We start from the raw sequence: 14711 nt of genomic DNA, 5'->3' as shown, positions 1-14711 counted from the left end.
TCATTAGAAGCCTGATGCTCTCACTTTTTTTAAAAGCATATTATTTGGTTTGGTTCCGTTTAGCTTATTGATTTTTCATGTTACGAATCAGCTCTTGTGCTTCTCTCTCACCGTCATAGTCAGAGGATTGAGCTTTTTGGTAGCCTTCGTGGCTGTATACAGCAATGACATTCTTTCCTTCTTCTGTCTTCGCGATCTCGATAAATGCTTCCTGAAGAGCGGCTTTGAGATCATCGGTAATGACTTCACTGTTCTTGCTCACGCTGATCGTATCATTATAGATTCCTTGGGTTACACCGATGACATTCGTCTCATCCCAGATCGGGCTTGTGCGGTTAAATTCACTAGTCCATTGTTCAGCGTAATCGCGTCTAGCGTCAGCAAATGCAACGATAACATCGACCTGCTCTGCAGCCAGTCGGCCAAAGGAGCTGCCGTAAGAATCGGATGTCACGACATTGGACAGATCCGTGATGCTCTTCTGGTAGTTGCTTTGCAGCCACAGCGTTGGATAAATATAACCTGCAGAAGAAGTTGTTGACATAACTGCCCAGTTAGCTTCATTCAATTCTTCCCAGGAGAGTTCTTCGCCGTTATTCACTTTCTCAGCAAGCTCTTGTCCTTTAGCAGATGGCCCTGCGATGACCAGGGAGCGATAATAGGTTGCTTGCTCACTTGTTGGTTCCGTTGGTTTGTTTTCATTCCAGTCTTTTGGAGCATCAGAGTCGTTGGACAATCCTGCACGCGTTGCGGTGAGAATGACATCAGCTCCGTCATCATACAGCGCGTAGGTTCCGCCGGGAATAAAGCCGATATCTGTCGTTCCTGCGGATAGTGCTTCACCGACAGCTTCATAGGTCGTACCTACATCGATGCTGATTTCTCCAACTTCAAAGCCTTGTGTAGACAGCTGCTCCTTTAAGAGATCCTTAAGCGGGTCCGTTGCTGTAATAATATCTTCCGGGTCTTTGGAAGGAACAAAGCTGATTTTGAGCTGATCAATGGTTTGGGTTGTGCTGGCTGCTTCGCCAGATGTTCCTGTGTTATCCGAAGTCTGTGAAGTGGTAGGCGCCGTTGGTTCTTGTGATGAAGTGCCGGCATTAGAGCCACAGCCTGCAATTAGAGCGGTAAGCAGAGTAAAAGTAGTAAGAAGCATGTTTCTTTTTTTCAATTCATAACCCCCGATAAATTTGATTATTCAAGGCAAGGCGCTTATCCCTATCTTGAAAGACAAGCTCATTGTACCTTTGGAATGTTATATATTTATAAACGTAGTGTCAGGGGGATTATAAATTTGGCTAGGTTTCCATCAATTTCTACATATTGAGTCATGATTCGTGGAGTTTTTCGAGTTAAATGTAAAATTGTCTGTCTTATAAGCCGCAAATTTCGTTTTTATACCTATGGTCGAATTTCAAAAAGAATTTACATTAATAAATGGAAAATGTAGCTATGTATACTAAATTGTAGATTTATCGTTCTTCTTCCTTATAGTATAATTTCTTGGACAACAAGAATGTTGCTGACTAGGAGATGAGAGAAGTGTAGCAGTCATAATATACCGCTTCTTGTAGTCTAATTCAGTACGAAGCTTTGAAATTGAAATAAATATGGAGAGAGCACCTCGTAATGTTTCGCTTTTTCATGAGGTGGTAATACGAACATGTCAGATATTTTAATAAAATTGACATTTACCCAAGGAGGCTAGATTTTATGGAACAGCGCTCTTATGGAAAAACAGGAATGAAGGTCAGCGTACTGGGTTTTGGCGGATCAGAGATCGGAACCGGCATTTCGAAGCCTGAGGTCGATCGTCTGCTCGGAAGTGCGATTGAAGCCGGATTAAATGTGATTGATACGGCGGAATGTTACGGAGACAGTGAGGAATTGATCGGGCAGGTGCTTGGTCCCAAGAGAGAGGAAGTGTATCTGTTCACGAAGTGTGGACATGCTTCTGGATTTGATCAGCCTGATTGGGATCCGGTTATGCTGTCCAAATCGATCGATCGCAGCTTGAGAAGACTGAACACGGAATATGTGGATATGATTCATTTGCATAGCTGCTCGGAAGAAGTGCTTCGAGAGGGCTCCGTTATTGAAGTATTGAAACGGGCCAAGGAAGCAGGGAAAACAAGATTTATTGGCTACAGCGGAGATCATAAGGATGCATTGTATGCCGTTCAGACGGGCGTGTTCGACAGCCTAGAAACTTCTGTCAATATAGCGGATCAAGAGGCCATTGAGCTGACCATTCCGGAAGCCCGGAAGCGGGGAATGGGCGTGACAGCGAAACGGCCGCTGGCCAACGTTGCCTGGACTTATGATACGCTGGAAGAAACGGCATATCCATTTGTATATTGGAATCGGTTACGGGACTTGAATTACGGATTTTTAGGTGAGAGCAATGAGGAGGTTATTGCTAAGGCGCTAGGCTTTACTTTATCAGTGCCTGGTGTGGATACGGCCATTGTAGGTACCAAGAAGCCAAATCGTTGGCAGGAGAACGCGGATCTGTTACGAGAGCGGCTGCTTGCCAAGGAAGATTACGAGATCATCCGTGAGCGGTGGATAGAAGTTGCATCCGACGACTGGACGGGTAGAACTTAATATCGCTTTTAATCAAAACCTTAGGGTGAATATATCATCCTAAGGTTTTTTTATGAGAATGAATAGAAATATAATGTGATTAATTCAATATATGAAAAATTCATAATAGAAAAACATAGAGTTATCTAATTACCACTGCTCGTATTCCCCTTGAGCATGTGTTTACATGTATTGACAGATAGCAAATAAGCTGAAATGATATGTACTAACTTACTTATTTGCAGACACAGACGGAGGCAATATGAACAGTCATTTAAAACAGATTCACCCGCTCGCCTGGACCATTATCGTAGGAACGATGTTCGGGAGAATGGCCACATCAATGAGCATTCCTTTTCTGTCGATCTATCTTATTAAATCGATGGGAGCAAGTCCAGCGGAGGCAGGTATGGTTGTCGCTGTCAGCTCCCTGATCGGCGTATTTGCCAGTTTTTATGGGGGATACATATCGGATCGAATAGGACGTAAAAAAGTACTGATCTTCTCGATTTTTAGCTGGGCACTTGTATTTATCGGTTTTGCCGTGGCCAATCAGATTTGGATGTTCTTTGTTATGAACGCACTAAATGGGCTGTGCCGAGCTGTATTTGAGCCCACCTCACGAGCGATGCTGTCGGATATTACAGATCCGAAGAACAGGCTGCTAATCTTTAATTTGAGGTATGCGGCCATTAATGTCGGTGTCGTGATCGGTCCTTTACTCGGATTGCAGTTTGGAACATCACAGAGCGGAGCTCCATTCATAGCCGCTGGGTTGGTATACATCTTATATGGGCTGGTTCTTATATTCCAGTTCGGTAGAAGAAGTGATATTGACCTTGGCCGTGCTGTCACAGCACAGTCCGTATCTTTAAAAGAAGCTTTCATGGTGACTAGCCGTGATCGTACCTTTATGTATGTGCTGATTGGTTCTATATTTTGTGTCTTAGGATATGGACATTTTAGTTCGACGCTCCCGCAATATCTTGAGCTCAGCCCAAGCTTCGAAAATGGAGCAGAAATGTTTACTTACATGCTGTCCATGAATGCCGTGGTCGTGCTGATCGTGCAGTATCCGCTGGTAAGATGGTTTAAGAATTTTCCTCCCGCGGTTTCTTTAATCGTAGGTAATGCTTTTGTGGCCAGTAGTTTGCTTGTATTTGGATTGTTTGAATCCAGATGGATGCTGCTGCTTGGTGTCGTAATATTTACAATTGGAGAAGTGCTGATGTTTACACTTATGGATCTATTGGTAGACAGGATCGCGAAACCAGAGCTGCGCGGAACTTATTTCGGTATGATCGGATTTAACAATATGGGGAATGTACTCGCCCCGGTCATCGGAGGCTGGCTGTTAACCTCGCTATCTGTGGATCAACCGGTAATGATATTTATGCCTTTGGCGCTAATGACAGCGTGTGGCATTCCATTCTTGCTGCTCGCCCACTATAAGATGCGTGATCGGAAGATGGATCAGCCAGCTGATAAACAAGCTAATGTCGCTAGTTAACATGAAGTGAGCACATATGTTTAACATAAAATCACGCCAGCATAGTAACGACTCTGCTGGCGTGATTTTTAATTTACGACTTGCTTCGGAGTATCGAATGATCTGCTAAGAGCTGATCTAAGGTAATGAGATCGATGGATTCTGGTATTTGCTCAGATCGGCTGCAAACCGCGAGCGAGTAATCAGGATCGATTGCATAACTTCTAAAGGACCAAGCTTCTTCATTTCCCGCGTTAGTGCTAGAGAATGTAACCTCACCTTGATGGGTTATACCAAATTCGAAAGAATCAAGAGGAATTGAAAGTCCGGCACCTTTCGCTTTTACATAACTCTCCTTAAGAGTCCAAAGAGTGTAGAACATCTGCTTCTGCTCTAGGTCTGCCTGGTTATGCACCAGCTCCGCCTCGTTCCGAGTGAAGAATCGATCTGCAAGAGTCAGGTCTACATCATTTAACTCTTCAATATCAATGCCAACCGGATGTCGGTCAAAAGCAGCTACCACCCAGGCCCCTGAGTGAGAGATGTTGTAATGATGCGTCGGATAATGAACAAATTCAGGTTTGCCAAAGTGGTTGGTCTGCCTGTCCAGCTTGTTAGGGGGCAGCTTCCAATGCTCGACAGCGTAGCTCTGAATTAGCAGCTCTCCGCATAGAGATCTTAATTGGTCAGGGAAACGTCTGAACCTGCGAATTTTCTTTTGCTGTTCACAGGGCAGACCTCCTACGATCTCATTCAAATCAATGGGCTGCTCCATGGCGGAGTGCAGCTTGACCCCAAGAATGTCCATGGGTCTTAATGTTCACCTCCAGAAGCTAAAGGAGAAATCCACAGGTCTGTATTCTCAAGCAGGTGTGCCAGCTGCAGCATCTCATGCTCTCTTCCTTTAGCAGACATGAACTGAACACCCATAGGCAGCCCGGACTGACTAAGATGAAGGGGAAGGCTCATAGCCGGAGTACCTGTCAAATTAGCAAGCTGGGTGAACGGAGTGTAAGTTAAGCTAGGTTCAAACATATCATAGATAAGCGCTTGCTGCTTGTCCTTAGATAACTCACTTACCCTAAGCAGCTGTTCGATCTTCGCGGGCCCAGGCGTCAGTTCACCAATCTGCGGAGCCGGATAGGCATTAGTCGGTGTGATATAGAAATCATATCGGTCAAAAATAGAAGCCATTTGTGCGGCAGCAACATCCCATTCTGCGAGACTATGTACAAATTCCGCTGCGGATAATTTTCGGCCAGCCTCAAGAAGCACCCAGCCTTCAATTTCGATATCCTCTGAAGTAATGGTTCTTCCAAGTCCACGTTCCATCTTCAGTACCATGGCTGCCATCTCACCGCTGTTCATCATATAATAGTTCTCCATGAGATGAACGCCGTTTACCGGACTTTGTTTTTCTTCAATAATATGTCCTTCAGATTCCAGGTATTTCACGACCTTGCGCACGGCCTCCTTGGCATCCTCACTGACAGGTGTGCCTACTGGAGAATCCAATGTATAGGCAATTCGATATTTCCGTTCAAGCGTTAAATACATATCTTCCACGTATCTTCCCGGGTACAGCGGTACTTGGAATGCAGCCTCGTTCTGAAGCACTTGCAGTACATCGAGCAGTGCCGCACTATCCCTCACCGTTCTCGACAGGGCAAAATCAATGGATGCGCCCTGCCACTGCCGGCCAACCCCGGGTCCTACAGGAGTACGTCCACGGGTAGGCTTTAATCCGAACAGCCCGCTGAACGAAGCGGGGATGCGAATTGACCCTCCGCCGTCACTTGCTCCGGCGATGGGTACCATGCCGGAAGCAACGGCTGATGCCGATCCTCCACTGGAGCCGCCTGGAGAGTGGTCTGTATTCCATGGGTTTCTTGAAGGGCCGTGCAGCTTAGGCTCGGTAATATTCTTAAGTCCAAATTCCGGGGTGTTGGTGTGTCCAATCGGAATAAAACCGGCTCTCCGAAGCTTGGCTACATAATGAGAATCGTAGAGTGGCTTGTGTTCAGCAAATAATTTAGAACCTGATGTCAGAGGCTCACCAGCAATTGCTTGTGAAATGTCTTTTAGCAATATGGGGACACCTGCAAAAGGCTGGGCGAGTGTATTCACCTCACCTGCTTCCTGCAGTGCTGCTTCGTAGCGAGTACGGACCACGGCATTCAGCTCAGGATTCAATTGATCGATTTGTTCCATGGCAGCAGTTACAAGCTCTACTGGAGAAATTTGTTTATCTCTTATCAGCTGTGCGAGCCCTACCGCGTCATATGATGTATAAGGAAAAGAAGTCATAGGCTAATTGATCATCCCTTTCTAATCGTTCTCTCTATCATAACGCATAAATCTGTCAGGTTGCCATGTGCAGTTGGAGGGAAGATGGAGGAGAAAGTAAAAATTTATTTATATATAAAAAATCGCCGTCCAAATGGACAGCGACTTCGCTATAACTCTTCAAGTCTAGAAGATATAGAGATCAAAATCCAGCTCAGCCTCATCTTAATCCTTTCATCTCATGTCGTGCGCGAGACCAGCTGCTGGCTGCTCTGTTGCTGCTGACGAGCAAATATAAACAATGTCGTCCAGATCAGCACAAAACCAATGAGCTGAGCAGGAGTAACCAACTGTCCAAAAGCGATCCAGTTTACGAGCACACCCATCATCGGGAAGCTAAGCTCGGCAAGGGTAGCCATCGATGCTTTGGTCGAAGATAAGCCTTTATAATATAGCAGCAGACTCAGCAGGCCAGGAAGCAAAGCCTGTGCCAGCAAGTTAACTCCGATGCTCGCAAGATCCGCTCCTGCCTGTGGAAGATTCATCGATGCTCCTTCCATCCAGGTCATAATAAGGAGTAAAGGCAGCGCGAGTACATATCGAAGAGAGGTTACTGTCTTGTATTGCGCTTGCCCGAGAAGCAGGCGTCCCATCACCGTAGATCCACCCCATAGAGCTGCGGCGAGTAAGGATAATAGGCTTCCTATTTTAATCCATTCGCTGTTTGTTCCAAAAGGAATGGTGAATCCGAAGGTAAGCAAATACGTTCCCACAATAGCGATAATGAAGAAGAAGACGAAACGTTTGGGCAGCGTCTCCTTGAGAATCAGCCTTGCGAGCAGGATGGCAAAGATCGGCTGCATTTTTTGCAGCAGCACAACCGCATTCAGATCACCACTGGACAAGGCTATTGTAAAAATAACGGTAGCTAGTGCAGATCCTCCCCAGGATATGACAAGCAGAGCGAATACATGCTTCAGACGCAGGTTTTTCAGCTCAGATCGGTTAATCCATAGAATCGGTACAGCAACCAGACAGACAAGGAGATGCTCAATCAGGACGACTTGCGTCGAGGTCATGTAGTCCAGCAGATGAATCCGGAACAGAGGACCGATACCCCATAGTGCTGCTCCGAGTGCGACGAGCCAGAAGCCGGTTGAGCCGGCTGCAGGTAATGCTTTTTTGTTCGTGTGTTCCATATTCCAAACTCCTTCGTAAGTGAGAATTTGAATATGGTATCTTCAGATAGTAAAAAACCCATGTGAATACGCACATGTAACCATGCACAATCAACAGGGGTGATCAAATAAACATGCGTCTTCATATAACAACCGCATGTAATCGATGATCTTCTCTCATCCGGACTGTAACCGTCGGCCTTGGAATTGCACCAAGTCAGTCGCGTGCGCAAGGAATGCTTGAGCAGCGAGTCGCGGGCTTCGTTCTTTATTGCAAGAACGTCACCGCCGATTGGGAATTTCACCCTACCCCGAAGATCCATTATTCATTTATTAAGATAGTATAAAATAGTAAGTAGATGATTAGTTGTAACCTACTCCAACATAATAATATAGAAAGCGCTATCGTAGCAATACTTATTTTTGGCCGGTTGATCAATTTATAATAAAAATTCAAGTTCAGGGCAATCTGTTACCAAAGCTTAAGCCAAATGATTCTAATTCAAGGATTAAAGTTGACAAGCTGTGCTAACTTTCGCATAATAATTGTTTGTGCTTAAATGCACTAAAGCGTTGCAACATTCATCTAGGAGTGACATTATGGATTTATTTCGCAAGAAGCATTTTGACCTGAACAAGGGTACAGGCCTTAAGAAGACACTTGGGGCGCTGGATCTGATATCACTTGGGGTCGGTGCTATTATTGGTACCGGTATTTTCGTTATTACCGGACAAGCCGCTGCAGAGCATGCAGGGCCCGCACTAATGATCTCCTTCGTTATTGCCGCCATCGCTTGTATTCTGGCAGCGTTGTGTTACTCAGAACTGGCTTCCACAGTTACTGTATCGGGTAGTGCCTATGCTTACAGCTATGCCGCATTCGGTGAAGTGGTCGGTTGGTTAATGGGCTGGACACTGGTACTAGAGTATGGTGTTGCTGCGGCATCGGTAGCAAGCGGATGGTCAGCCTATGTTCAAGGGCTGCTGGAAGGCTTCGGCATGCATCTTCCCACCGCTATATCCGGTGCTTTTAATTTGTCGCAGGGACAAATCATAGATTTGCCGGCCGTTCTCATTATTTTGGCGATATGCTTATTACTCACCCAGGGAGCGAGAGAAACGGCAAGATTTAATGCAATTATGGTTATTGTCAAAATAGCAGTTATCATCATATTCATTCTGGTTGGTGCATTTTATGTGAAACCTGACAATTGGACTCCCTTCATGCCATTTGGTTTTACAGGAGTAATGAGTGGTGCGGCCGTTGTGTTTTTCGCCTATATTGGATTCGATGCGGTGGCTACAGCGGCAGAAGAAGTCAAAAACCCGCAGCGTAATCTTCCTATAGGAATTATTGGATCACTTATTGTATGTATGATTATGTATTCACTTGTCGCTGTCGTCCTGACCGGGATGGTTCCTTTTACCAATCTTGGAGTTGCGGACCCTGTCGCTTTCGCATTACGTTTTGTTGGACAAGACTTTGTAGCAGGACTTATTTCAGTGGGAGCCATAGTGGGTATTACGACGGTGCTGCTTGTTCTATTGTTTAGTCAGACCCGGCTCTTGTTTGCGATCTCTCGGGATGGGCTGCTGCCTAAGTTCTTATCTAAAGTGGATGAGAAGAAACAGACCCCTGTTCGCAGTACATGGATGGTAGGCATTATTATCGCACTCCTGTGCGGATTGCTGCCGCTGGATCAGCTTGCCAGCCTGACCATCATTGGAACCCTGTTTGCATTTGCTGTCGTATCGCTTGGTGTTATTGGTCTGCGCAAGTCCAGGCCAGATCTCAAACGAGGATTTTCTGTACCTTGGGTGCCGTTTCTTCCACTGCTGAGCGCTGCATTCTGTGTACTGCTGATGCTTCAGCTGGACGGATCAACCTGGGGTGGATTTGCCGTATGGATTCTCGTCGGTCTATGTATTTATTTCTTTTATGGATACCGGAACAGCGAGCTTGGAGACAAGCAATCTAAGAAATAATAACATGAATAAAGTACAAACAATTTCGCCCTTCTGGCAGATGCCAGGAGGGCGAAATGTATTACAGAATAAAGAGGAACAAGTAACAGTTTTGACTCTCATTCAAAATAAAGTATGCTATAATGTCTAACTTAGAGGACAGCCTTAACAGGCACAAAGAGGTGGAATAGCATGCGAGAAATGACAAAGCGGGCTCTAGTATGTATACTTATGCTCACACTGGCGCTGACAGCTTGCACATCTTCGGAACCCGAGGAGGCTCAGCCAGTAGTCGTAAAGGAAGAGCAGCTGGAAGATGGGCAGACAATTACGCTTATTGAACCTAGTAATTACGAAGTCGATGAAATGAACAAATATCAAATTCAGACACGATTAACGGACTTTCAATTAATTCATGGTTATGGCGGTCTGGCTTGGGGAGTAACGAGAAGCGAGCTGCGTTTATATTATACCCGTGACAATGGGGAGACCTGGACGAATATTTCTCCTTCATCTAATGTGAAGTTTGCGACGAATCCGGTTTACGGAGAGGATATTTTTTTCCTGGATGGCATGAATGGCTGGATTGTTCGTTCCGGAACAGATGGAACTGACAATGTGGTACTGCGAACGAATGACGGCGGGGAGAGCTGGATGATTTCTTCATTGAAGGAGACTCAGAAGGTTACTGCACTACATTTTGCTTCAGCCAAGGAAGGCTACTTAATGACAAGTGACAATGCTGGTACGGGCAAAGAGGAGAAGAAAATATTCTCGACGCTTGACGGGGGAATGAATTGGTCTGAAGTGATGACAAGCTCTCCACTTCAGCAGACGGATCATGCTATACCGCTGCGCGGATATGTTGAAGGCATGCAGTTCACGGGCGGAGAGCAAGGAGTCGTATCCGTGCTTGAGCTTGGCGCTCCTAAGATTTATGTAACCAAGAATGCAGGGAAAGCCTGGTCTATTAACGAGCCGTTTTTCAACAGATCATCAGCATTGTATGAGTCTTGCTCTTCTTATTCTCTTGGCGAGATAGAGAGCTTAAGTGTAGATCATCAGCAAATGTATCTTCCCTTAGGCTGTGCGGAAGGCAGCGGTGTTCAGTACAGCGGTCTGTTTACGACAGATGGAGGCTCTATTTGGGAGCATGTCCAGTTTAATCTGCCTTCTCAGCGTGGTGTGAACAAGGATTTGTATCCTACTTTTGTCAGTGAGTCTGAAGGCTGGGCACTGCAGGGGTCTTATGTCTATCATACGATAGATCAAGGGGAGACTTGGGACAGACTGCCTGTAAGTCAAGTTTTGGCAGAGAAGCTTGTAGATTATCCTGAGGTTGTCAAGCTGCAGTTCGTTAGCCCCAAAGTAGGGTGGGTACTGCTTGAGAATGCCAGTGAGAAAAAATCAATATTAATGCAGACGATGGATGGCGGGACCAGCTGGAGCGTCCTTTAAAATTAATCCCATGAAGTATTTCTTCCGCGAACTGACAAGTTGACCGCACTACGGCATATACATAAACAAGTAGTCGGTTATTTACAGACAAGAATCAGAGGACGGGAGGAGACGGCATGGGATTTGAATCTTTCTGGATGTTTGATTTTTTCGGAACGGTATTCCCGGCGGTATTTGTCGTGATTCTCGGTATTGTCGCATTGACCCTGGGAAAAGAGCTCCTTACTTGGGGACGGAACAATAAGCAGCCGGTATTGACTGTCCCTTCAAGAATTACAGGAAGAAGAATTCAGGTATCACAGCAGAGTCAAAGCGAGGGGCAGAATACGCGGACGCTCTATTTTATTACGTTTGAAGTGGACAGCGGAGATCGGATTGAGTTCAAGGTCGGCGGAGATGAGTATGGTTTATGCGCTGAGGGCGATGAAGGCCAGCTTACTTTTCAGGGGACCAGATATCTTGGGTTCAAGCGTTATAACAGAGTATATACCGAACGTGTTCGAGGTTAGCATGTCATTGATCAGCCGTCCCAATGGGGCGGCTTTTTGTTTTTAATCCTTGTTGAATCTGAACCGTTTCAATTGAGATATACTCGATTAATTATTCTTTATTAGGGGCATGATTTCTATTTCATTAGGTTATTGATTCGGATTTATGCCAGAACCTAAATTTGTGTAATATATAGTTATCAGAAAATTATAGCTGGTTCCAATCTCTAGTCATAAGGAGAGGTATAATGAAATTCAAAGATGATGTTGTTATCGTGACAGGCGCAGCGCAAGGTATTGGTAAAGTTGTAGCTGAAGCATACGCTGAGCAGGGAGCGAAGGTGGTCCTTACCGATCAAAATGAAGAAAAAGGGGCCGCGGCAGCCGCAGCCATTCGTCAAAAAGGTGAAACTGCCATATTTGTTGCCTGCGATGTTAGGTCTGAAGAAGCAATTGTACATTTAATGAATACAGCCATGCGGGAATATGGGAAGATCGATATCCTCATTAACAACGCAGGTTATGGCATCTGGAAGTCTCCGCTTGAATTGTCCCTGAATGAATGGGATGACGTCATGAATACCAATGCTCGCAGCTGTTTTTTAACGACAAGAGAAGCGGCTAAATATATGGGGAATAATAAACAGGGCGGCGCTGTAGTCAATATGGCCTCCACGAGAGCGACGATGTCCGAGCCGAACTCTGAAGCCTATGCGGCTTCCAAAGGAGCCATTGTTGCACTTACTCATGCGATGGCTGTATCACTGGCAGATAAACGGATTCGGGTCAATAGTATTAGTCCGGGATGGATTGAAACAGGAGACTACAGTGAACTTAGAGAAATAGATCATGTCCAGCATCCGTCGCAAAGAGTTGGCAAGCCAGAGGATATTGCAAGAGCCTGTTTATTTTTGACGGCACCTGACAACGATTTTGTAACTGGAGAGAACCTGGTCATTGATGGCGGTATGACAAGAAAAATGATATATGAGCCCTAATCCTGGGACTGTAATCGAATAATCAGGCTAAAGACCGAATATAGAAGAATGAGCCCAAGTTGAGCACCAGGGCTCATTCTTTTACTTTTATCCACTGCTATAATAGCGTTGGTTCAAAAAAGAGAGGAGAATTGGAGGGAGGATATGATACGCAATCAATCCCGCGGTTTATTATGGGTTGTCTTATTCATAAGTGTTATATTTATGACTGCTTTTGAATCGAGTCATTCATCTACGCGGGCAACATGGTTATGGCAGGCAGAGACCATCGCAGATGGCGGCCAAGATGTACTGGAATACGCCGACAATCAAAATATTGATCATATTTACTTAAGAATTGATATGAATCAGCCAGAGGAAATGTATCAGACCTTTGTGCGAAATGCGCAGGAGCGGGGGATCAAGGTTGATGCACTCGCAGGCCATCCTTACTGGGCGACAGAAGGTGGGAGAGAACGGCTGCTTCAATTTGCTAACTGGGTTGTTGATTACAATGCTGAATCTGAGGAATCGGAACAGTTTGCAGGAATTCATCTGGATATTGAACCCTATGTTCTGAATGATTGGAGCGAGGACAGCGAGTCTATCATTCAATCCTATTTAACCAATCTTGAGCTGTTTTTAGACGTTGCGAATCAGGATGCTTCTCTAATCAGTGCCATTGACCTGCCTTTTTGGTATGACCAATATGAAGTGCCTGAGACCGATACGCCGCTAATCCAATGGTTCATGAATAGGTTTGATCAAATCACTTTAATGGCTTACCGTGATAAAGCAACCGGCGATGACAGCATTTCTCATGTAATTGAGCAAGAAATGGAATGGTCGGAAGCTTATGACGCAAAGGTTGTTATCGCTGTAAACACAAAACCGATGCCAGGTGAAGAGTACACCTCATTTGCAGGTAAATCAGCAGAAGAAATGGAAGCTGTACTTAACGAGGTGTCATTATCACTGCAGGAATACCGCAATTTTGCCGGCGTAGCAGTGCATGATTATGTGTATTGGTCTAACCTCAGCGAAAACGGTACAGATCCAGAGCCAACACCGGATCCAGAACCAACACCGGATTCAGAACCAACACCGGATCCAGAACCAACACCGGATCCAGAACCAACACCGGATCCAGAGCCAACACCGGATCCAGAGCCAACACCGGATCCAGAACCAACACCGGATCCAGAACCAACACCAGATCCAGAACCAACACCGGATCCAGAGCCAACACCGGATCCAGAGCCAACACCGGATCCAGAGCCAACACCGGATCCAGAGCCAACACCGGATCCAGAACCAACACCGGATCCAGAGCCAACACCGGATCCAGAGCCAACGCCGGATCCAGAACCGGGCTCTATCCGGGGGACGTACATTTGGCAAGCAGAGCAAGTGATTCATGACAGTGAACGCGTGCTCGAATTTGTAGAAGAGAAAAATATAAATTATTTGTATGTAAGACTTGATTTGGAGCAGCCGTTTGAGCTGTATCGAAATTTTGTCAGTCAGGCAGCAGCCATGGGGATCGAGGTTCATGCCATGGGAGGCCATCCGATATGGGGGCTTGAAGAGAACCGACCCCGTATTACCCGGTTAATCAATTATGTTAAGGAATATAATCAGCATGCTTCGGAGCAGGAGAAATTCCATGGTATCCATGTTGATGTAGAGCCGTATACAAATGAGGCCTGGCATATTGACCGTGACCGTGTACTTACAGAATGGGCCGCAAATATGGAATACTTTGCACGAGAGACCAAAAAAAATTCTGATCTGGAGACGAGTGCCGATCTCGCTGTATGGCTTGACGCATATGAGCTTCCAGGCAAGAATATAACGGTTAGTGAATGGATGATTCAGACACTTGATCATGTTTCATTAATGGCCTTCCGTGATACCGCAGAGGGATCAAACGGAATAGCAGCGGTTGTAGCCCAAGAAATGGAGATTGCAGACCGTTTAGGTAAGCCGCTTCTCGTCTCTGTTGAGATGAAACAAAGCCATGAGGGCGATCATATTACCTTCTATGAAGAAGGAGAAGCTTACATGGAAGAAGAGCTTGCTAAATTACCGGATTTGCTTGCTAACTATGAAGCTTACCAAGGATATGTTGTCCATTCTTACGATTATTGGATTACTGCTAATCCTTAATTAAAAATGTTGAACAGCATGTCAGATATTACAGAGCTGCCCTAATGAGGGCGGCTTTTTTTTCGTCTATAGACGATTATACATATTCAGGATACATAAAAAGAGACAAATCTGT

At 45.4% G+C, this 14711-nt stretch carries 11 protein-coding genes and 1 riboswitch; of the genes, 7 read left to right on the top strand and 4 right to left on the bottom strand.

Features of this window, described 5'->3' with window-relative positions:
- Positions 1-64 precede the first annotated feature (64 nt).
- Complete coding sequence (locus PUW25_RS15900; protein WP_274337290.1) at positions 65-1171, bottom strand: phosphate/phosphite/phosphonate ABC transporter substrate-binding protein; 1107 nt, start codon at positions 1169-1171, stop codon at positions 65-67.
- A 542-nt stretch (positions 1172-1713) separates the two neighbouring features.
- Here PUW25_RS15900 and PUW25_RS15895 point away from each other — a divergent pair.
- The gene (locus PUW25_RS15895; RefSeq protein ID WP_047910585.1) at positions 1714-2607 is read left to right on the top strand and encodes an aldo/keto reductase; all 894 of its coding nucleotides are present in this window, start codon (positions 1714-1716) and stop codon (positions 2605-2607) included.
- 241 nt (positions 2608-2848) lie between these two features.
- Complete coding sequence (locus tag PUW25_RS15890; RefSeq protein WP_047910584.1) at positions 2849-4096, top strand: MDR family MFS transporter; 1248 nt, start codon at positions 2849-2851, stop codon at positions 4094-4096.
- Positions 4097-4169: 73 nt separating this feature from the next.
- On the opposite strand, the gene PUW25_RS15885 is transcribed toward PUW25_RS15890, so the two are convergent.
- The 3 genes from PUW25_RS15885 to PUW25_RS15875 form a co-directional block, all read right to left on the bottom strand.
- On the bottom strand, positions 4170-4883 hold the full coding sequence (locus PUW25_RS15885; protein ID WP_047910583.1) for a 4'-phosphopantetheinyl transferase family protein: 714 nt from the start codon (positions 4881-4883) through the stop codon (positions 4170-4172).
- Positions 4884-4888: 5 nt separating this feature from the next.
- A complete protein-coding gene (locus PUW25_RS15880) occupies positions 4889-6382 on the bottom strand; it encodes an amidase (protein WP_047910582.1) in 1494 nt (497 codons plus the stop codon).
- Between the two features lie 218 nt (positions 6383-6600).
- Positions 6601-7560, bottom strand: coding sequence for a DMT family transporter (locus PUW25_RS15875; protein ID WP_047910581.1), 960 nt, complete (start codon positions 7558-7560; stop codon positions 6601-6603).
- Between the two features lie 144 nt (positions 7561-7704).
- Positions 7705-7862: riboswitch (FMN riboswitch) on the bottom strand.
- A 277-nt stretch (positions 7863-8139) separates the two neighbouring features.
- On the opposite strand from PUW25_RS15875, the gene PUW25_RS15870 reads away from it, so the two are divergent.
- The 5 genes from PUW25_RS15870 to PUW25_RS15850 all read left to right on the top strand — a co-directional run bounded on the left by PUW25_RS15870 (position 8140) and on the right by PUW25_RS15850 (position 14596).
- On the top strand, positions 8140-9525 hold the full coding sequence (locus PUW25_RS15870; RefSeq protein ID WP_047910580.1) for an amino acid permease: 1386 nt from the start codon (positions 8140-8142) through the stop codon (positions 9523-9525).
- A 171-nt stretch (positions 9526-9696) separates the two neighbouring features.
- Entirely contained in the window at positions 9697-10962 is a 1266-nt protein-coding gene (locus tag PUW25_RS15865; RefSeq protein WP_274338420.1) for a YCF48-related protein, read from the top strand.
- A gap of 116 nt (positions 10963-11078) precedes the next feature.
- Positions 11079-11471, top strand: coding sequence for a DUF2500 domain-containing protein (locus PUW25_RS15860; RefSeq protein ID WP_047910578.1), 393 nt, complete (start codon positions 11079-11081; stop codon positions 11469-11471).
- Between the two features lie 227 nt (positions 11472-11698).
- Positions 11699-12448: an SDR family NAD(P)-dependent oxidoreductase gene (locus tag PUW25_RS15855; RefSeq protein ID WP_047910577.1), complete on the top strand. Its 750-nt coding sequence runs from the start codon at positions 11699-11701 to the stop codon at positions 12446-12448.
- A gap of 144 nt (positions 12449-12592) precedes the next feature.
- Positions 12593-14596: a hypothetical protein gene (locus tag PUW25_RS15850; protein ID WP_047910576.1), complete on the top strand. Its 2004-nt coding sequence runs from the start codon at positions 12593-12595 to the stop codon at positions 14594-14596.
- Positions 14597-14711: the final 115 nt, after the last annotated feature.

It is taken from the genome of Paenibacillus urinalis (assembly GCF_028747985.1).
In the GTDB taxonomy this organism is placed as follows: domain Bacteria; phylum Bacillota; class Bacilli; order Paenibacillales; family Paenibacillaceae; genus Paenibacillus; species Paenibacillus urinalis.
Note: the sequence above shows the minus strand (reverse complement) of the source record. Positions and strands in the feature narration are given on the sequence as shown.

What these genes read in the sequence shown, in the direction of transcription:
- PUW25_RS15895 (WP_047910585.1), top strand. Translation starts at nt 1,714, where the DNA reads ATGGAACAGCGCTCTTATGGAAAAACAGGAATGAAGGTCAGCGTACTG.
- PUW25_RS15890 (WP_047910584.1), top strand. Translation starts at nt 2,849, where the DNA reads ATGAACAGTCATTTAAAACAGATTCACCCGCTCGCCTGGACCATTATC.
- PUW25_RS15885 (WP_047910583.1), bottom strand. Translation starts at nt 4,883, where the DNA reads ATGGACATTCTTGGGGTCAAGCTGCACTCCGCCATGGAGCAGCCCATT.
- PUW25_RS15880 (WP_047910582.1), bottom strand. Translation starts at nt 6,382, where the DNA reads ATGACTTCTTTTCCTTATACATCATATGACGCGGTAGGGCTCGCACAG.
- PUW25_RS15875 (WP_047910581.1), bottom strand. Translation starts at nt 7,560, where the DNA reads ATGGAACACACGAACAAAAAAGCATTACCTGCAGCCGGCTCAACCGGC.
- PUW25_RS15870 (WP_047910580.1), top strand. Translation starts at nt 8,140, where the DNA reads ATGGATTTATTTCGCAAGAAGCATTTTGACCTGAACAAGGGTACAGGC.
- PUW25_RS15865 (WP_274338420.1), top strand. Translation starts at nt 9,697, where the DNA reads ATGCGAGAAATGACAAAGCGGGCTCTAGTATGTATACTTATGCTCACA.
- PUW25_RS15860 (WP_047910578.1), top strand. Translation starts at nt 11,079, where the DNA reads ATGGGATTTGAATCTTTCTGGATGTTTGATTTTTTCGGAACGGTATTC.
- PUW25_RS15855 (WP_047910577.1), top strand. Translation starts at nt 11,699, where the DNA reads ATGAAATTCAAAGATGATGTTGTTATCGTGACAGGCGCAGCGCAAGGT.
- PUW25_RS15850 (WP_047910576.1), top strand. Translation starts at nt 12,593, where the DNA reads ATGATACGCAATCAATCCCGCGGTTTATTATGGGTTGTCTTATTCATA.